The 18,787-nt window shown below is 57.2% G+C and carries 16 protein-coding genes; 9 read left to right on the top strand and 7 right to left on the bottom strand.

What is annotated here, in order from left to right; all coding sequences use genetic code 11:
* Nucleotides 1-490 precede the first annotated feature (490 nt).
* The 7 genes from ACNSPV_RS01775 to ACNSPV_RS01745 all read right to left on the bottom strand — a co-directional run bounded on the left by ACNSPV_RS01775 (nt 491) and on the right by ACNSPV_RS01745 (nt 8,098).
* Nucleotides 491-4,708: a hypothetical protein gene (locus ACNSPV_RS01775; RefSeq protein WP_348584819.1), complete on the bottom strand. Its 4,218-nt coding sequence runs from the start codon at nt 4,706-4,708 to the stop codon at nt 491-493.
* A gap of 495 nt (nt 4,709-5,203) precedes the next feature.
* Nucleotides 5,204-5,455, bottom strand: a complete 252-nt coding sequence (locus ACNSPV_RS01770) for a phage holin (protein WP_249237510.1) — start codon at nt 5,453-5,455, stop codon at nt 5,204-5,206.
* A 1-nt stretch (nt 5,456) separates the two neighbouring features.
* Complete coding sequence (locus tag ACNSPV_RS01765) at nt 5,457-5,684, bottom strand: hypothetical protein (RefSeq protein ID WP_249237509.1); 228 nt, start codon at nt 5,682-5,684, stop codon at nt 5,457-5,459.
* Between the two features lie 14 nt (nt 5,685-5,698).
* Nucleotides 5,699-6,109: a YcbK family protein gene (locus tag ACNSPV_RS01760; RefSeq protein WP_348584820.1), complete on the bottom strand. Its 411-nt coding sequence runs from the start codon at nt 6,107-6,109 to the stop codon at nt 5,699-5,701.
* Nucleotides 6,102-6,215, bottom strand: coding sequence for a CD1375 family protein (locus ACNSPV_RS01755; protein WP_339394944.1), 114 nt, complete (start codon nt 6,213-6,215; stop codon nt 6,102-6,104). Before ACNSPV_RS01755 ends, ACNSPV_RS01760 begins: the two co-directional genes overlap by 8 nt.
* Nucleotides 6,215-6,607, bottom strand: coding sequence for a hypothetical protein (locus ACNSPV_RS01750; protein WP_348584821.1), 393 nt, complete (start codon nt 6,605-6,607; stop codon nt 6,215-6,217). The genes ACNSPV_RS01755 and ACNSPV_RS01750 overlap by 1 nt, the downstream gene beginning before the upstream one ends.
* Nucleotides 6,608-6,625: 18 nt before the next feature.
* The gene (locus ACNSPV_RS01745; protein ID WP_348584822.1) at nt 6,626-8,098 is read right to left on the bottom strand and encodes a phage baseplate protein; all 1,473 of its coding nucleotides are present in this window, start codon (nt 8,096-8,098) and stop codon (nt 6,626-6,628) included.
* A 723-nt stretch (nt 8,099-8,821) separates the two neighbouring features.
* Between ACNSPV_RS01745 and ACNSPV_RS01740 the strand changes: the two genes are divergently transcribed.
* The 9 genes from ACNSPV_RS01740 to atpE all read left to right on the top strand — a co-directional run bounded on the left by ACNSPV_RS01740 (nt 8,822) and on the right by atpE (nt 18,753).
* A complete protein-coding gene (locus ACNSPV_RS01740; protein ID WP_249237505.1) occupies nt 8,822-9,880 on the top strand; it encodes a 3D domain-containing protein in 1,059 nt (352 codons plus the stop codon).
* Nucleotides 9,881-10,181: 301 nt separating this feature from the next.
* Nucleotides 10,182-12,446 carry a 1,4-alpha-glucan branching protein GlgB gene (glgB, locus tag ACNSPV_RS01735; protein WP_348584823.1) on the top strand — a complete coding sequence of 755 codons (2,265 nt, stop codon included), beginning with the start codon at nt 10,182-10,184 and terminating at the stop codon, nt 12,444-12,446.
* A gap of 87 nt (nt 12,447-12,533) precedes the next feature.
* A complete protein-coding gene (locus ACNSPV_RS01730) occupies nt 12,534-13,727 on the top strand; it encodes a glucose-1-phosphate adenylyltransferase (RefSeq protein WP_348584824.1) in 1,194 nt (397 codons plus the stop codon).
* On the top strand, nt 13,721-14,848 hold the full coding sequence (gene glgD / locus ACNSPV_RS01725; RefSeq protein ID WP_348584825.1) for a glucose-1-phosphate adenylyltransferase subunit GlgD: 1,128 nt from the start codon (nt 13,721-13,723) through the stop codon (nt 14,846-14,848). The genes ACNSPV_RS01730 and glgD overlap by 7 nt, the downstream gene beginning before the upstream one ends.
* Before the next feature lie 163 nt (nt 14,849-15,011).
* Nucleotides 15,012-16,430, top strand: coding sequence for a glycogen synthase (locus ACNSPV_RS01720; RefSeq protein ID WP_097774381.1), 1,419 nt, complete (start codon nt 15,012-15,014; stop codon nt 16,428-16,430).
* A 457-nt stretch (nt 16,431-16,887) separates the two neighbouring features.
* Complete coding sequence (locus ACNSPV_RS01715; protein ID WP_249237502.1) at nt 16,888-17,148, top strand: AtpZ/AtpI family protein; 261 nt, start codon at nt 16,888-16,890, stop codon at nt 17,146-17,148.
* 22 nt (nt 17,149-17,170) lie between these two features.
* Nucleotides 17,171-17,671 carry an ATP synthase subunit I gene (locus ACNSPV_RS01710; RefSeq protein WP_348584826.1) on the top strand — a complete coding sequence of 167 codons (501 nt, stop codon included), beginning with the start codon at nt 17,171-17,173 and terminating at the stop codon, nt 17,669-17,671.
* A gap of 3 nt (nt 17,672-17,674) precedes the next feature.
* Nucleotides 17,675-18,418, top strand: coding sequence for a F0F1 ATP synthase subunit A (locus ACNSPV_RS01705; RefSeq protein ID WP_348584827.1), 744 nt, complete (start codon nt 17,675-17,677; stop codon nt 18,416-18,418).
* Nucleotides 18,419-18,471: 53 nt separating this feature from the next.
* The gene (gene atpE / locus ACNSPV_RS01700; protein WP_005930278.1) at nt 18,472-18,753 is read left to right on the top strand and encodes an ATP synthase F0 subunit C; all 282 of its coding nucleotides are present in this window, start codon (nt 18,472-18,474) and stop codon (nt 18,751-18,753) included.
* The last annotated feature ends 34 nt before the right edge of the window (nt 18,754-18,787 follow it).

The following is an 18,787-nucleotide window of genomic DNA, read 5'->3' as shown; positions in this document are numbered from 1 at the left end:
CTGGGAGCCGCAACCCGGAGGAACTTTTCCTACGGCTCTGCTTCGGCAGGGCCGTTTTTGTTATATCTGGCAAAATATATTTTGACGTAAAAATGAACTTTTTGCCGGAGGCTTGACTTTTGCACGGAGTCGCGTATACTAGAAGTAGGCAATCACAAGGTTGATGAAGATTACCACAGGCACACAAAAGCGAACCCCCTCGGAGAGGCAACTCCGAGGGGGTTCTTCTGTGCTTACTGTCCTTTGCCGCGGCTGTCAAGCCACTTGCAAATGTAATAGGCAATCACATTTGCTCCGACAGCCACAAAAATAAACAAAGCGCCCCCACTCCGGTTTTGGAGCGGGGGCGCTTTGTCTGTGAGGGTTTACAGCCGGAAAGCTGTATGCGGAATAGGAGATTGGGACATATCAGCCAGAGCGTTCCGGCTCAGTCTGTCCGGCGGTGCAAAGCAGGGAGACACAGGTTTGTGAAAGGGGGGAAAGGTGCGGCTCAGTGCTTTGCGTTTTTGCCGAGCAGGCTGGCGAACGCGCCAGTGATCATCAGGGTCATGCCGCTGAGGGCCAGACCGATGGCGGCCAGCCAGTTCACGCCGGTCTGCGGCAGGGCATGTGCGTCCTGCACAGCGGGCAGAGCGGGGTCAGCAGGCAGAACAGGGGCGTCCGGCTTTGCGTCCTGCACGGGCGGCAGCTCGGGGGTGCCGGGCAGTACGGGCGAGTCGTGATCCTTTTCTTCAATGATCTTGTCGCCGCCGTCGTCGTCGTCGCCGTCATCGTCGGCAGGGGTCGTTACGGTTTTGGTTTCCGTAATGGGATCAAGCTCCTGACGCTCCACGTAGGAGTAGTGGTACTTCACCGAGGAGTCGGTTTTCACACAGGCCTTCTTGGAGGCTTCGGTCACTTCGGCATCCTTCGTGGTGGTGTAGTTGAACCCGAAAGCGCCGGTAAGCTTTTCAAACTCGCCATCCCACTCGGCGTTGGTGTCCGCCCAAGTCCGGTAGGTGGTGTATTCGGCAGTGCCTGCACCCGTGAAAGGCTTTTCGTAGTTGTGGTCTTCGCGGTGGTCCTGATCATACGAGCCAAACAGGCCGCTGCCGGTATCAGTATTTGTGGTCTCAGTGGGTACGGTCTTGGTGCCGGGAATCACGTCCAACAGACGGTTCGCCAGAGGTCTGGAAGTCTGTTCCACGGTCTTGTACTTGGTGATATCGGCATAGTAGTCGTAGTAGTTCTTGCCGTGTGCGGACGATTCGGTCTTGGTGACCTGTGTCAGGCCGCTGATGCGCAGGTCAAAGCCGCCAGCCCACGCACGCCCATATCCGGTATCGCCATACCCGGAGTTGACGCAGGTGTTGCTGTCTTTCGACATATAACCATATGCAGTCAGAGAGGACTCGTAGGTGTAGGCTTTATAAACCGTAGTTTCGTATTCGATGCCCAACCAGTCTGTTTCAGTTTTCGTCAGTGCCACAATGTTCGGCTTATAGTCTTCGGCGTCCGGGTGTTCGGCTCGCCATTTTTCCAGAGCCTTTTCTGCAGCTCTCTTTGTGCCGTATTCCTTGCCGTTTTCCAGAGAATTGTAGGCGATGGTGCCGGTCAGGCGGTAGTAGGCACTTTCATGAGGGTAATTGTTAGAATCAGGAGCGATCCAAGAGCCTGTATCTTGGCGCTCATACTCGTAATGGCCCTTGGAACCATCGCCGCCGTTCTGCTTGCCATCATCGTAAGAAATGGAGTCTTGGAACTTTGCCCGCTTGTCCTTTATATCCTTATTGACAAGATCCTCAGCGCTCTCGTTCCACTCGAACTTGAACTTCTTGTCGCCCTCGTTCAGCAGGATCGCATCGGCGGTGGTTTTGCCATCTTCCAGAAGCAGGTCGGAATCGGTAGCAAGGTCAAGGTGGCCGATATAGTTCGGCGTCTCACCGGTATCGTAATGGCGGCCCCAGTAGTCATGACCAATGCCTGCACCGGTATAGGATTTGTGCTCTGCATCAGCATCATCTTTCTGCTTTTTGAGCATGGCAACGATCTCATCATCGCTCATGTTTTTGTAGTTCATGGCAGTCGTGAAGGCGCGGATGATCGTTTCGATCTCGGTGTGCCGATCGAAGCGTTCGCCGTTCACTTTGATGTACTCACCCTCTTTGAGATCAGCCTGAAGCTCTGCGATTTTTGCTTTCAGTGCTGCCTCAGCTTCCTTCTGATTGGTGTCAGAAACGGAAATTGTGAAACGGGAGTCCTCGACAGCTTCTTTTGTCTTGACGGTGATGGTCTCAACGGTGGTGTTGTACTTGACGTTGTAGGTCACATTGCCGTCTTTATAGCTGGCATTGCCGTCCGAATTGACGATGACATCCGTATAACCCTTGCCTTCCAGAGCTGCCTTGATCTCCTCAGTGCCGAGCGTCGAGGTGCTGACTGTGATCGTGACAGTACCATCATCGTTGCTGTAGACGTTATCCGTGCCAGCAACCTTTTTCAGACCGCTATAGGTTTTGCCGCCTTTCTTGGTTTCGGTAAAGGTGAAGGTGCCATTTTCTTCGGTTTTCTGGAAGTTCCGCTCGATCTCGATATGAGTGGGCTCACTGGTGTCCGGAGAGGTAATGGAATCTACCTTCTTTTCGGTCATCGTCCACGTAACCTTGGTAAAGTTGGGGTTGGAGATGTCCTTCAAATCTTCAGGAGCAGAACCCTTTTCATACCTAAACTCATAGGTCTTTCCGTCCTTGGTTTTGAAGCTCTTCAACGTGCCATCTTCGTTAAGTTCAGCCTCACCGTCAAGCTCAAAACCGCCCGGAACACTCCGGAAGTCGAAGTCCTTTCCAAAGGTGGAATCCGTCTTTTCATCGTTCTGAATGAAGGTCTGGTCTTTATCGGTCCAGATCACGGTGGAGCCAGTCACTTCGGCGGAGCCGGTCTCAGTGTTCTTCTCGGCAGAAGAAGCGTTCGGCTTAACAGTGGTGGGGTCGCTGATCTTTTCAGGGCTGCTGCTGACGGTGCCCGTTTCCGTATAGATGAAGGTGTACGTTTTGCGGGTGGCGGTATCTGTCCACTCAAACTTGCCGTCTCGCACTTCGGGCAGGGTGATGTCAGCCTTCGTCAGGCTCTTGCCAGTCTCTTTGTTGATGGCTTGTGCCAGTGCATCCTTCAGGGCCTCGTCCTGTGCCGCCTTTTCGGCATCGGCCTTGGCCTGCTCCGGGGTCTTTTCGCTGCCGTCCACCTTCTGGGTGTCGGACTCCTTGCCGTGGTGGTCGGTGATGGTGATACCCAATTTGAGCACGCTGCGCAGCAGAGCGTTCTGCTCGTCGGTCACGCGGCACTTTTCGCCCTTGTCGGTGATATAGCAAAGGTTGCCTTCGTTGTCCAGAGTGTATTTTTCACTGCCGGCGTGATCGTTCAGCAGGTCCCGAAGCTCGGTGTCAGTAAGGCTGTCCAGCTTCGTGTCGGTCTCGTTCTTTGTGATGGTATAGGTCAGGTTGTTTTCCTTGTCCTCATAGGTGAAGGTGCCATCCTTGTTTTCATGGGCCTTACCCAGAATATACGTCACATTAAAGGTGTGCTCCTTGCCCTTGTCGTCCTTCACAGTGATATCGGTGGAAGGATAGGGGTAATTCGTATCTTCCTTGGTGCCGAGCTCCTCGGTTTTCTCGTGCTCCTGGCTTTCCATCGTGACGTACAGGGTGGTGCTGGTGGTCTTGGTGGCCTTGCTGGAATCCACCTTGACGGTGGTGGTCTGCTTCTGGCCCTGAGAGTCGGTGTACTCTTTGGTCAGGGTGTAGGTGCCGTCGCCGTTATCCGTGTAACCGGCTTCGATCAGCTTGGAAATGTCCAGCCCGGTCATTTTGCCAGTTTCAATTTTGTCTTCTTTGGTCAGGGTGAATTCCTTTTTGCCGTCCTTTTCCACGGCGCCGGTTACAGTGTAATCACCGAACTTGGTATCGGGTTTGGTATCCCAGCTCAGGTCTTTGCCGTCCAGTTCCTCCTTCAGGCTTTCCTTCTTCACGTCCTCAGAAGAGTCTTCCTCCGTCTTGGCGCTGGCCTCACCCTCGACCTTGGTGGTGGTTTCAAGCGCGGCATCGGTGGTGGTGGTAGTCGTGGTCGTGGTAGAACCGTCCGGGTTGGTGGTTGTGGTGGTCGTGGTGGTCGGCTTGCTCAGCACAAGCTCCGTGTCCTTGGTCTCCGTCTCGGACTTTTTAGCGTCGCCAATGGGCTTTTTCTCTGTCTCGCTGCCGCCGTCCTTGGGGCCTTCCTGCTCATTGTTCAGGTCGGTCTCAGGCTCGCCTTTCTGCTCGTTGTTCAGGTCGGTCTCGTGATTGCCGTCCTGCTGGCCGTCGCCGGAGGGCTGCTGCGCGCCGGGCTCGCTCTCTTTGGGCACATCGCGGTTCACAGGGCCGGTGCTCTCGGTGGTGGTGGAAGAATCGTCCTTGGTGACCTTGTCGTTGTCGTGGTTATAATCCACGCTGATATCCGGGTCGCCGATCACATCCACAGCGCCCTCGCTCTGCTGGTTGGTCACCGGATCGGACGACACACTGGCAGCAGCAACGGGTGCAGAAGCCGTGCTTTCCCCTTCCGATTGGGACTCGTTGACGTTTGCGTCATTCGAGTTGATGTTCTCATCTGCCGCATTCGCGATCAGGGGCTGGGCCGCAACACATGCGGTCAGTGCCATAGACATTGCAGCAACTTTAAATTTTTTATTCGTCATGATCCCAGGTCTCCTTTCCTGTCGCCATGTGTATAATAGTCCGATAAATCGGACAGCGAAAACTGCTTCCACCAACTGCTTACGTTATAGCATTTTCGGGAATTTTCGTCAAGAAAAACCATCACGTACCGTTGAAATTCTGCGTTCTGTATAAATCGGAACCCCGCAGATTTGGTACTAATTCCAAGGGCTTGTTGCACGTTTGGTGCGACTTGTTGCAGACGTGTGCGTTTATGTGACGTTTGTGTTGCAGATGCATGGAATTACCATAGAAATTCCTCCCTTTCGCTTCTGTCTGGATTATACATGATTTGGGCGCGAAAATCATCAAAACCTGCGTGAATCGCCCTCGAACCTGCGTGAATCGCTCAAACGGACAGCAAAAAAGCCCCGGGAAGGGCCGCTGCGCACCTCCCGGGGCTGCTGTGAAAGATGACTAAAAAAGTAATACTTTCAATTTAAAAAGTGCTACTTTTGCACCGTTCGGGTGCCGGTTCACTCGCCTTTCTGCTTCAGGCGGGCGTATTCGGCGTCTGCCTGAATGGCGGCGGCGGTGAAGCTGTTGTTGTTCCACCAGCTCACCAGCGCGGCAACGGTGGTGATGCCGGCGGTGACCAGCTGCTCCACGGTCTGGCTCTCGATGGGCAGCACGGGCTTGCCGCAGGCGCTCAGCAGCTGATTGGTCAGGGCCAGCAGCAGGCAGGCGGTGCGGGCGATGGTTGCGGCGGAGATCTTATGGATGTTCATGTCAGTTCCTCACTTTCTCGTTGTGTTCAAGGTCTGCGATGCGGTGGTTGGCCACCTTCATCTGTTCTTCTAAGATGGGTACGCGGCGGGCAAAATTGTTATGCTCGCGCACCTCACGGGTCAGTTCTTCCAGCTTGGTGTCGGTCACGGCCTGACTGCGGCTGTTGGCGATCAGCACGCCGATCAGGGTCACGGCACCGGCGATCACGGCGGACAGGATGCTTTCCACTGGTTTCACCCCCCTCAGCCTGTCCACCGGCTCTTGACGGGGCGCACGTCCACATGCACCCAGCCCGCTGCCCGGCCCGCCTTTGCCGGGTAGCGGCCAATGCCGCCGGTGCCGGGCAGCAGAGTCTCCGCGTAGGCGGCAAGCTGCTCCACCGGAACACCGGCCACCCGGATGTCGGCGGCTCTGCCGTAGCAGTGCTGACTGTAGGGGGCACCGCCCACGGCTTTGTTGTGGGCGGCGGTGCGGTAGCCGCTGGTAATGACCACCGGCGCACCGAAGTGATCCCGGATATCCTGCAGCAGCTGTACCAGCACGCTGTCCACGAAAAGCGGGTCGGAGCCGTCCCTGCAGGCAAATTCCCGCACCCGGAAGCTGCGGCTCAGCAGGGCATTGCCGTCCTTCCGGCGGGAATAGGCGTTAAGCATGGGCGTCCTCCTGCAGCAGGGCTGCCACCGCGTCCCGTAGCCGGGCGGGGACATCGTCCGGCGTTTTGAGCCCCTTGCGGATCAGGGTCGCATAGATCTTTGCCATCAGGCATCACTCCTTTCGTACAGTTCACACAGGGCAAGCTGCAGGTCGGTCAGCTGCTGCATCAGGTCGGCCACCGTCTCCGGCAGCTTGTCCTTTGCTTCCTGCTTTTTGCGTGCTTCTTCCTGCGCGGCCAGTTCCTCGGCGGTGTAGCGGATGTACTTCTGGATTGGCACTTTCTCAACCCATTCCTCCTGCGCCTGAACGCCGGGGCGGTCAATGATTTTCTGCACGTCCTTGCCACCGTTCGGATACTCGGTCACGGTCTCCCAGTGCCACTGCTCTTCCACGCCCTCTACGGCGGGGTGGGTGACTTCTTCGGTGCTGCCGGTCAGGTAGCCAAGGGTCAGGTCGGGGCTTTCCACGACCGCGCCGGTCTCGTCAAGAATTTTCATAAGTCAAAACCTCCTTTCTCAGGCCACGCGGTGCCAGATGTGCACATAGTAGGCGGCGGGCTGCACGGTGCTGCTGCGTCCGTAGATGGCATTGGACTTGGATGCGTCAAAAGATACGGTGCAATTACTGCCGTATGAACCGCCTTCGTAACCAGTCAAACCGACATTGTTTGTGTTTATAGAAAGAGCGCCGCTGTTAGATAAATTTGGGTATGCTGTGCTCGCCACACCAGAGAATGAGCCCTTGAGGTTCGGCAGACCGGCCTTAACAGTGCTGCCTGCCGCGTGGGTGCTGGACGCGCCCATCAGCACTCGCTCGGACGCGATCTCCTCCCAGCTGCCGCCGAACAGCGCGGCGGGGCTGGTGGGGTCGGTGCTCTGGTAGATGCTGCCCACGGGATACGCGCCGGAGCTGGGGGCCGAGAGCAGCGTGTCGATATCTTCCTTTGTATAATAGGAGGAAAGATCGGCACCGAGGGTGCGCAGGGCAGCGGCCTTCTCGTCCGCCGTCCATTCCCCGGCAGAGGCGGCAGCGGTCAGGGCCTTTTTCACGCCGTAGGGCAGCAGGGCAGGGGTCAGCGGCAGAACGGTGCTGTCCATGCTGTCCAGCTGGCTGCGGTCAGCGGGGGCCGTGGTCAGGGTGCCGTCACTGCGCACGTTGATGCCGCAGGCCGGGTCCACCCGCACCGCTCCGGGAACCGATGCGGTGGGTACGGTGCTGCTGCGCAGATAGGGGGACAGGTCCGGCATGGCGGCGGTGTCGGTGAGCACCGCTCCGGTGTTGGGGTCTACGCTCAGCACCCGCAGCAGCTGGCCGGACACCGGCTGCGCAGGGCAGGGCAGTGCGCCCACCTCCTGCGCGGTGAGCTTTACGATGCCGCTTTTGCCGTTGACGCTGACCACCTGCCCGTCCGTGGGCACAAGCTCTTCGGCGCGGGCGGCAGCGGCCTCTGCACGGGCAGCGCACTGGGATGCGTTGGCGCTGTCGGTGCTGGTGCGCTGTGCGGCGGTCTGGGCCTGCGCTGCGTTGGCCGCAGTGGAAGCTGCACTGGCTGCAGCACGCTGCGCCGCCGTGGAGGCGCTGCTGGAGCTTTCCAGCACGCGGGCCACGAACTGCTCGTACAGCGAGGGCGGCAGCTCCTCTGCGTCATCATCGATGGGCAGAATGGCGTAGCAGTCATAGCTGCCGGGCCGGGTGTAGGCGGTGTAGCCGTTTTCACCCATGGCGGCCAGCATCCACTGCCCGCCGGTGCTGCCGGTCAGGCGGCGGTCCACCGTGACGCGGTGCTGGGTGTCCAGCGCCACCGGCGCCAGCAGGGTGCCGTCGCTGCGGCGCAGATACAGCGCAAGGGAGCACCCGGCCCATGCGTCCGGCAGCTGGAACAGCAGCTCGTCCACCCCGGCGGCGTTCTGCGCACCGAGATGCAGCCGGTGCGGCTGGGCAAGGAACTCGGTGCCGCCGCACTGCTTTTGAATGATCTGGATCTTCACTTGAAAACCTTCCTTTCTGTTTTTTGTTTGATTGTATCGCGGCCGGACAGCGGCGGCGAGAGTGTACTTTATTTCCACAAGTTTCTGTGCTTCGGCATTTTGCCGGAAGGCATTTTTCGGGGGAAATTCGCACAGATCCCGGTGGGGCAAAGGCGGGGCAGCGGAAGGAAATGCCGCTGTGCAAAACCAGCGATTCAGGGCCGCTTGCCGTGCTGCCGGAACGGCCCAAAAGTGCAGTTTCCGGTGCGAAAAATCCAAAATAAATGTTAAAAATTCATGAACAAAACATCCCACAAAACAAAAGGAAAATCGGAAGGAAATAACCGAAATAACAATAATTTGGAGAAAACAATGTATAAATTGCACAAAAAATATCGTCAAAAAACTAACGAAAAGCGGCCCCCTGATTTGACAAACGGCCTCCGGGCTGGTAAAATAAGACCCGCTCAACGGAGCCAACAAACGTTGCAGCGTCTAAAATTTATCTGGATGAAGTGAAAACCATCTCACACATGGTGCGGCGCGGGCAGATGCGGCTCGGGCCGGGAGGGAAATGACACCTTCCGCAGCGGAGTCCAAATTGCATACGATGCTCGGTCTTATCATAAAGAGGGCATCGTATTTGATTGTGGGGCCAGAGTGCTTCTGCCCGCCCTGCAGTCCGGGCGGCCGGGGCATGGAACACCGTGTCTGCGGCCGCACCCAACTTTGAAAAGAGAGGAGTTGTCTCGTATCGCTTCCGTAAAAGTAAAGAAAGCTCTGACCGCCTGCAAGCAGGCTGTCTCTTCCCGTGTGCTGGCGTTCTGTGTCATGGTCGTGTGCCTTGTGGCTACACTCAGTGTGACCGCTGCGAATCTGCGGCTGACCTACGTCACAGACTCCAATGGTGCCCGGCAGGTGATCCTCACCTCCGAGACCGACCCTGCACAGGTCATGAACCTCTCCGGCATCCAGTCCGAAGAAGGTGATCGGGTCTATTACACGGCCTACAGCGGCAACCTTGCCGCCCTGAACATCGAGCGCGCATTCTCCGTCAGCATCACCGCCGACGGTCAGGAGTACCCCGTCAAGATGGTGTTCGGCACCGTCGCCGACGCTCTGAAGCGCGCAGGTATCACTCTGGAGGGTGACGACTACACCGAGCCTGCTCTGGACCAGCTGGTGAGCGCAGGTTCCACCATCACGGTGCACCGCGTGGACTACACCGACCGTGTGGAGACGCAGGCCATCCCCTATGATACCGAGTACGTCTACACCAGCCTGTATTTCCGCAACACCGGCCGCGCCACCACGGTGCGCCATGGTGCGGAAGGCCAGCAGACCATCACCACCCGCGACCGCTATGTGGACGGCGAACTGGAGAACAGCATCGTGGTGGATTCCACCACTACCGTGGAGCCCACCAACCATGTCATCAAGACCTATGGCGCGGGCGCACCGGTCTCCCCGCTGACAGGCCCGGACGGCACCACCAATGCACCGGCTTCCTACAGCAAGGTGCTCACCGGCAAGGCTACCGGCTACTACTCCAGAACCGGTAAAGGTTCCTCCGGCCTCGGTCTTGGCTATGGCACGGTGGCCGTGGACCCGGATGTGATCCCCTACGGCACCAAGCTGTATATCACCTCCACCGACGGCAAGTTCGTGTATGGCTACGCAGTGGCCACCGACACCGGCATTGCAGTGCAGAAGGGCGAGATTTTGGTAGACCTGTTCTATGAGACCTACGCCGAGAGCGTGATCAACGGTGCTATTCAGGTCAACGTCTACGTTGTGGGCTGAGAAACCTGAAAAAGCCTGAAAAAACCCGGAACCGAAAATTTTTAACAGAAACAGAGAGCTTCTGTGCATCCTCCCCTTGGGGGAGGGCGCGCAGAGGCTCTTTTTGTTTGCGGATTGGTAGGATTCACCATAAAATTTGTAAAAATTTAGAGGGTGTGTATATAAGGGAGAAATATCACCGAAAAGATTATGGTAAATTTTGATGAAATCCCCTTGAAAAACAGTCCGAAATTCTTTAATATAAAAGAGTAAAAAGCTACAGGTGCGCTTTCCGGCACATCTGTACGGGGAGGAGCAGTCTATGAAACCGACCGAGGAAAAGATCCAGAGCAATGCATCGGACCTTCCGGTGTATCTGTTTAAACAGGGCAATAACTGTGAAGCATACCGTTACTTCGGCGCACACATGGAAACACGCGCCGGTGAAGCGGGCGTGGTGTTCCGCGTGTGGGCACCCCATGCTGTGGCGATCAGCGTGGTGGGTGACTTCAACAGCTGGAAGCCGGGCAGCCACCCGATGCGCAAGGTGGATGGCGATTCCGTATGGGAATTGTTCATCCCGGGCATGAAGGAATATGATGTTTACAAATATTGCGTGACCACCCGTGCAGGTGATCTGGTCTATAAGGCCGATCCCTATGCATTCCACGCCGAGACCCGCCCGTCCAACGGCAGCAAGGTCTACGATATCACCGGCTTTGTGTGGCACGATGACGCATGGCAGGCAGCACAGAAAAAGGCAGACGTGATCAACGGCCCCATGAACATCTACGAGATGCATGCCGGCAGCTGGAAGATGAAGGAGGGCAGCAAGCCCTATAACTATTCCGAGCTGGCAGACGAGCTGATCCCGTATATCACCGATATGGGCTACACCCACGTGGAGCTGCTGCCGGTCATGGAATACCCCTTTGATGGCAGCTGGGGCTATCAGGTCACAGGCTATTTTGCACCCACCAGCCGCTACGGCACCCCCAAGGACTTTATGGCCTTTGTGGACAAGCTGCACGCCGCCGGCATCGGCGTGATCATGGACTGGGTGCCTGCTCACTTCCCGAAGGACCAGTTCGGCCTGTACAACTTTGACGGCGAGGCCTGCTACGAGGACCCGAACCCGAAGCGCGGCGAACATAAGGAGTGGGGCACCATGGTGTTCGACTTCGGCCGCAGCGAGGTGCAGAGCTTCCTGATCTCCAGCGCACTGTACTGGCTGGAGCAGTACCACATCGACGGCCTGCGGGTGGATGCCGTGGCATCCATGCTGTATCTGGACTACAACCGCAAGCAGGGCGAATGGGAGCCCAACAAGGACGGCGGCAAGGAGAATCTGGAGGCCGTTGCCTTCCTGCGCAAGCTGAACGACACCGTGCTGGGCCGTCATCCGCACAAGTACATGATCGCAGAAGAGTCCACCGCATGGCCCATGGTCACAAAGCCTGCTTCGGACGGCGGCCTTGGCTTCAACTTCAAGTGGAACATGGGCTGGATGAACGATATGCTCAGCTACATGAAGACCGACCCGCTCTTCCGTTCCGGCAACCACAACAAGGTCACCTTCAGCTTCTTCTACGCCTTCAGCGAGAACTTTGTGCTGCCCATCAGCCACGATGAGGTGGTGCACGGCAAGGGCAGCCTGATCAACAAGATGCCCGGCGAGTACGACGCCAAGTTTGCAAACCTGCGTACCTTCTTCGGCTACATGATGGCCCACCCGGGCAAGAAGCTGCTGTTCATGGGTCAGGAGTTCGGCCAGTTCGCCGAGTGGAACGAGACAAAGCCGCTGGACTGGATGCTGCTGGGCTACGATAAGCACAACGAACTGCAGACCTATGTCAGGACCCTGAATGCCTTCTACAAGGAGCACCCCGCCTTCTGGCAGGTGGACTACAGCTGGGAGGGCTTCCAGTGGATCGTGCCGGACGACTCGCAGCAGAGCGTGATCGCCTTCCTGCGCAAGGACACTTCCGGCAAGCAGATCCTGGTGGTCTGCAACTTCAACCCCGTCCTGCGCGAGGGTTATACTCTGGGCGCACCGGTGGCAGGCTCCTACAAGGAGATCCTGAACAGCGACGATACAGAGTTCGGCGGTTCCGGCGCAGTCCACAACAAGGCTGTGCGCACCCACAAAAAGCCGCTGCACGGGTTTGAGCAGAGCATCACGATCACCCTGCCGCCCATGAGCACGCTGTACTTTGAGGTGCCCGCCAAGCGCACCCGCAAGGCTGCAGAGGACAAGACCGATAAGGCGGGAAAAAAGACCGCAGCCAAAAAGGCAAAGACCGCTGCTGAACCGGAAAAGACCGTGAAAAAGACCACCCGCAAGGCCAAGGCCGGGCCGGAGACCGCTGCAGAAGCACCCAAAAAGCGCGGCCGCAAGCCCAAGGCAGAAGCCGCCGCTGCAGAGGAAAAGCCGGTGAAAAAGACCGCCCGCAAGGCCAAGACTGAGCCGGAGGCTGCCGCAGAGGCACCCAAAAAGCGCGGCCGCAAGCCGAAGGCAGAGGCTGAGCCTGCAGCGGAAAAAGCACCCGCAAAGCGCACCCGCAAACCGAAGGAGCCCAAGGAATGACCCGGCACTTCGGCTGACCCATACCGCACACGTTGACGATCATTTCCGAACAACGGAAATGTTAATGTTAAAGGGGAGAATAAAGCTATGGCAAAAGAAATTGTGGCAATGATCCTTGCCGGTGGACGTGGCTCGCGCTTGTATGCGCTGACACAGAAAACGGCAAAACCCGCAGTGTCCTTCGGCGGCAAGTACCGCATCGTGGACTTCCCGCTGTCCAACTGCGTGAACTCCAACATCGACACCGTTGGCATCGCGACCCAGTATCAGCCCCAGAAGCTGAACGAGTACATCGGCAATGGCCAGCCCTGGGATCTGGACCGTCTGCACGGCGGTGTGCACACCCTTCCGCCCTACGAGCAGGCAAAGGGCACTGACTGGTACAAGGGCACTGCAAACGCCATCTACCAGAACATCGGCTTCATCGACAGCTACGATCCCGAGTATGTGATCATCCTGTCCGGCGATCAGATCTGCAAGCAGGACTATGCCGACTTCCTGCGCTTCCACAAGGAGAAGGGCGCAGAGTTCTCTGTGGCTGTTATGGAAGTGGACTGGAAGGAAGCCTCCCGCTTCGGCCTGATGGTGGCTGACGAGAACGACCGCATCACCGAGTTCCAGGAGAAGCCCCCGGTACCCAAGTCCAATCTGGCTTCCATGGGCATCTACATCTTCAACTGGGATGTTCTGAAGAAGTATCTGGAAGAGGACGAGGCAGACCCCAACTCCAAGAACGACTTTGGCATGAACATCATCCCGGCCCTGCTGCGGGACGGCCGCAAGATGTATGCTTACCGCTTTGCCGGCTACTGGCGTGACGTGGGCACCATCGACAGCTTGTGGGAAGCCAACATGGAGGTGCTGGACCCCGAAAACTCCGGCATCGATATCTTCGACGAGGAGTGGAAGATCTACAGCCGCAACCCGGTCCTGCCTCCGCAGAAGATCGGCCCCCGTGCTGTGGTGCAGGATTCCCTCGTCACCGAGGGCTGCAAGATCTACGGCAATGTGCATCACTCTGTGCTGAGCGCAGGCGTTGTTGTGGAAGAGGGCGCTACCGTTGAGGACGCAGTCCTGATGGACGGCGTTGTGGTCAAGGCTGGTGCTGTTGTCAAACGCTGCATCCTGGCGGAGGATGTTGTGATCGGTGCAGGCGCACGTGTGGGCGGCGATGGCCCCATTGCCCATGTGGGCACCGGCCTGACCGTCGGCGCAGGCGCAACCGTCAAGGAAGGTGCCAAAGTCTTTGAATCCGTCAAGGAGGGTATGGAAGTATGCTGAGCCAGAACACCAATGCGTTGGGTATTATTTTCCCCAACAGTTATGATAATACCGTCCCCGAGCTGGTGACCGAGCGCGCAATGGCTTCGATCCCCTTCGCGGGCCGCTACCGTATGGTGGACTTTGTTCTGTCCAGCATGGCAAACTGCGGTATCTCCAATGTTTCCATCGTGGTGCGCAAGAACTACCACTCCCTGATGGATCATCTGGGCACCGGCCGTGAGTGGGATATGGCCCGCCGTCACGGCGGCCTGAACATCGTGCCTCCTTTCGCTGAGAAGGGCGTGCGCATCTATTCCGGCCGTGTGGAAGCTCTGGGCTCCATCATGAACTTCCTGGAGAACCAGAAGGAAAAGTACGTGGTCATGAGCGACGCCAATGTTGCCCTGAACTACGACTTCAACGCCCTGCTGGCCGCCCATCAGGCAAGCGGTGCCGATGTGACCGTCGCTTACCAGAAGACCGAGATCCCCGAGGGCCGCAAGAATGACAACTACACCCTGACCGTTGATGCCGACGGCCGTGTGACCGAGCTGCTGTTCAACGATTACCGCCCCGGCGTGCAGAACCTTGACCTGAACATCTATGTTCTGGAGCGCGAGACCCTGCTCAAGCTGGTCCGGGATGCGACCTCCCGCGGCCTGATCTACTTCGAGCGCGATATTCTGGCCCACAATGTCAACATCCTGAACATCCACGCTCTGGAGTACACCGGCTATGTGGCACATGTCTGTGACATGAAGAGCTACTTCGACGAGAACCTCAAGCTGACCGATGACGAGAATCTGGAAAAGCTGTTCCCCAAGACGAGCCCGGTCTACACCAAGATCCGCGACGACAACCCCACCCGCTATGTGCCGGGCTGCAAGGTGACCGACTCCATTCTGGCCGACGGCTGTGTGATCGAAGGCACAGTGGAGAACTGCGTGCTGTTCCGCGGCGTCAAGGTCAAGAAGGGTGCCGTCGTCAAGAACTGCGTGCTGATGCAGGATACGGTGGTGGAAGTCAATGCCGAGCTGGACTGCGTTGTTACCGATAAGAACGTGAAGATCACTGCCGGCAAGAAGCTGTCCGGCACCGAGAGCTTCCCGGTGTACGTGCAGAAGAACCACACCGTCTGATCTGTTGCATTATCCATAGGGGCGGCTTCCTCCCCGGTAGCCCCTCTTGAGAGGGGCGGGGGCACCTGTGTGCCCCCGCCTGCTCTTTTGCAAAATGGTTCGTGCCGCTGAAAAATGCGGCGGGGAGCACGAAATGACCCAAACATATGAAAGGAGCGATCCTATGAGAATCCTGTATGCTGCTTCGGAAGCTGCACCCTTTGCAAAATCCGGTGGTCTGGCCGACGTTGCGGGCGCACTGCCCAAGGCTCTGGTCAAGGACGGCGTGGACGCCCGCGTCATCATGCCCCTGTACGGCGATTTGAAGTTCCGCGATACGCTGGAGTACGTGACCAATTATTCCGTCCCCGTGGGCTGGCGCAGCCAGTACTGCGGCCTGTTCAAGACCGAGCGGAACGGCGTGACCTACTACTTCCTGGACAATGAGTATTACTTCAAGCGCCGCGGCCTGTACGGCTTCTACGATGACGGCGAGCGTTTCGCCTTCTTCTCCCGCGCCGTTTTAGAGACCCTGTTCTACATCGATTTCACCCCCGATATCATCAACTGCAACGACTGGCAGACCGCACTGGTGCCGGTGTACCTGAACCTGTACTACCGTCATCTGGATAAGTTCAACCGCATCAAGACCATTTTCACCATCCACAACATCGCTTATCAGGGCAAGTACGGCACCGACATTCTGGAGGACACCTGCGGCATCGGCCGCCGGGATCAGCACATCGTGGAGTACGATGGCTGCGCAAACTTTATGAAGGGCGCCTTCGAGACTGCCGATAAGATCACCACCGTCAGCCCCACCTATGCTATGGAGATCCTCGACCCGTGGTTCAGCTATGGTCTGGACGCCCTGCTGCGGGAGAAGCAGTACAAGCTGTGCGGCATTCTGAACGGCATCGATACCGATTCCAACGATCCCGCTACGGATAAGAACATCCCCTTCAACTACGACATCACCAACTTTGAAGAGGGCAAGGCAAAGTGCAAGGAAGCCCTGCAGGATAAGTTCGGCCTGAACAAGGACGGCAGCCCCGTCTTTGCCATGGTCAGCCGCATGGTCGGCATGAAGGGCTTTGATCTGGTGCAGAGCATCGCCGATGGTCTGGTGGACCGCGGCATCGAGCTGGTCATTCTGGGCAGCGGCGAGAGCCAGTATGAGAACTTCTTCTCCGACCTGTGCGCACGCCACCCGGGCCGCGTGGGCACCTACATCGGCTTTGAGCCGGCCCTGTCGCAGGAGATCTACGCAGGCGCAGATGCCTTTATCATGCCTTCCAAGAGCGAGCCCTGCGGTCTGGCACAGATGGTGGCCTGCCGCTACGGTACGCCTCCCATCGTCCGCGAGACGGGCGGCCTGCGCGACTCCATCCACGACAGCACCATGGGCGAGGGCAACGGCTTCACCTTTGCGGGTTACAATGCCCACGAGCTGTATGTGGCCTGCTGCAACGCACAGAATGCTTACTATGACAAGGAGAACTGGAAGAACCTCGTGCATCACTGCATGGAGTGCGATTTCAGCTGGGATGTCTCCGCCAAGAGCTACGAGGGCCTGTACAACGAGACGGCAAACCTCTGGTAATGTTCTGAAAACTGCATAACAGCTGCCGCCCGGTTCCCAAAGAGCCGGGCGGCTTTTTTGTGTGACCCTCTCAGCTTCGTTTCGCTCAGCAGCTCCCCCGAAAGGGGGAGCTTTATTTGTGCTGCCCGAAAGATGCATAAAAGCTCGCCCTTCGGGAGAGCTGGCGCGTCAGAGCCTGAGAGGGTTCGCCCGCTTTTTTGCATTCTGCACAACAGAACCATCAAACTTTTGGTATTGATGTGCCCGCAGACGCACAAACTCAATACAGGGCGTACAGTTACGGCATTAGTGTGAACAAACTATGAAATTTTACTAGAAAACAGTGGAAAATTGATTGAAAAAACGGCCGGTTTGAATTATACTATCGTTATAAGATTTTTTGCTGATTGCAAATCTGTGGCATAAAATCCAGAATCTGGCTTTTGCACAGGAAGACCACACAGGGAGGAATTGCAGATTGAAGGGCTGGTATAAGGCGCTGGAGGATCTTGTCTGGCTGACCCAGCTGGGCCTGAATATGCTGCTGCCTCTGGTCATGTGTCTGGGCGGTGCATGGTGGGCGGTGAACAGCTGGAGCTGGCCGGAATGGGTGTTCCTTCCAGCGATCCTGCTGGGCCTTGCTGCCGGAGCACAGAACTTCTGGTATTTTGCCAAGGAACACATGGACCGCACCAAAAAGGAAAAACCAAAGCGGGTGGGGTTCAATTCGCATCAGTAAACTTAACAGGAGGTTTCCCTTTATGAAACTGCAGCCGGAATCCAAAAAGGAGCTGACCCGCATCGCCTGCGGCACGGCCATCTGTACCGCCGTCATGTGGGTGATCTTTGCAGCTCTGCACCTGGTTGGCTGGGTGAAATTTGATTACACTGTTGTTCTGGGCAGTCTCATCGGCGCGGCGGTGGCCATCGGCAACTTTGCGGGCATCTGCATCGTGTGCCAGAAGGTCATTGACGAGCAGGATGAGAAACGGCGCAAAGCGACATTGCAGGCTTCCTACAATGTCCGGATGCTTCTGCAGGCGGTGTGGATCATCGTGTCCATCGGGGCACCCTGCTTCCAGCCCTTTGCCAGTGTTCTGCCCCTGCTTTTCCCGCGCGTTACGATCTACTACCTGCAAATAACCGGAAAGTACAAGCCTCTTGCACCGGCCGGGCCTTCGGTGGAAGTCTCTGTGGAGGACGACCCCGAACCCGCACCGGAGCCGGAAGCCGGACCCCGTGACGAAGGGGGTGAAACGTAACAAATGGAACTGAACGGCGCAAAGATCCTGTATACCATCCATACGGACATCCCCCTGCTGGGTGATTTCAAGATCACCCAGACCTTAGTCAGTACCTGGATCGTCATGGCGCTGCTTTCGGGTTTTGCCATCTGGCTGGGCAGAAATCTCAAGCTGGAAAATGTCTCAAAGCGGCAGGCTGCAGCCGAGTTCATCGTAGAACGGCTGGACCAGTTCGTGCACGACAACATGGGCTATCACTTTGATCAGTATATCCCGCTCATCGGCGCGATCTTCGCTCTGAGCATCGGCTGCAACCTCATCAGTGTCATCGGCCTGTGGAGCCCCACAGCCGACCTGAACACCGAGGCGGCGTGGGCCATCGTGGTGTTCGTGCTGATCATGTACTACAAGATCAAGACCAACGGCATCCTTTCCTACGTGAAAGGTCTTTTGGACCCCATCTTCATCATGGCACCCATCAATGTGCTGTCGGAGGTTTCCACCCCCGTCAGTATGGCGTTCCGTCACTTTGGCAACATCTTGTCCGGTACGGTCATCTCCACACTGCTGTACTGGGCGCTGGCAAGCCTGAGCCACGTCATTTTCGGCTGGCTGCCCGGTGCCTTGAGCCAGATCCAGCTGTTCCAGATCGGCATCCCGGCCTTTACGGGCCTGTATTTCGACTGGTTCGGCGGCTGCATTCAGGCGTTCATCTTCTGTACCCTGACCGCAATTTTCATCAAACGTGCTGCTGGTGAGGACTAAGCCCTCACAACGGCATCTCCCAAAACAAAAAACTTTTTTGGAGGACAAATCTTATGACTGACTTTCAGTACCTCGCTCGTGGTATCGCTCTGGCAGGCTGCGGCATTGGCGCAGGCTGCGCACTGATCGCAGGTATCGGCCCCGGTATCGGCGAAGGCAACGCAGCAGCTGCTGCCTGTGAAGCTGTGGGCCGTCAGCCCGAGTGCAAGAGCGACGTTACCAGCACCCTGATCCTGGGCGTTGCACTTTCCGAGACCACCGGTATTTACGGCTTCGTCACCGGCCTGCTGCTGATCTTCCTGGCACCCGGTATGTTCATGAAGTTCCTGGCATAAGCGGAACCTTTTACAAAATAACGAAAGGAGACGC

Source organism: Faecalibacterium sp. 3 (assembly GCF_048323735.1).
Taxonomy (GTDB): domain Bacteria; phylum Bacillota; class Clostridia; order Oscillospirales; family Ruminococcaceae; genus Faecalibacterium; species Faecalibacterium wellingii.
This window is presented reverse-complemented; position numbering and strand designations above follow the sequence as displayed.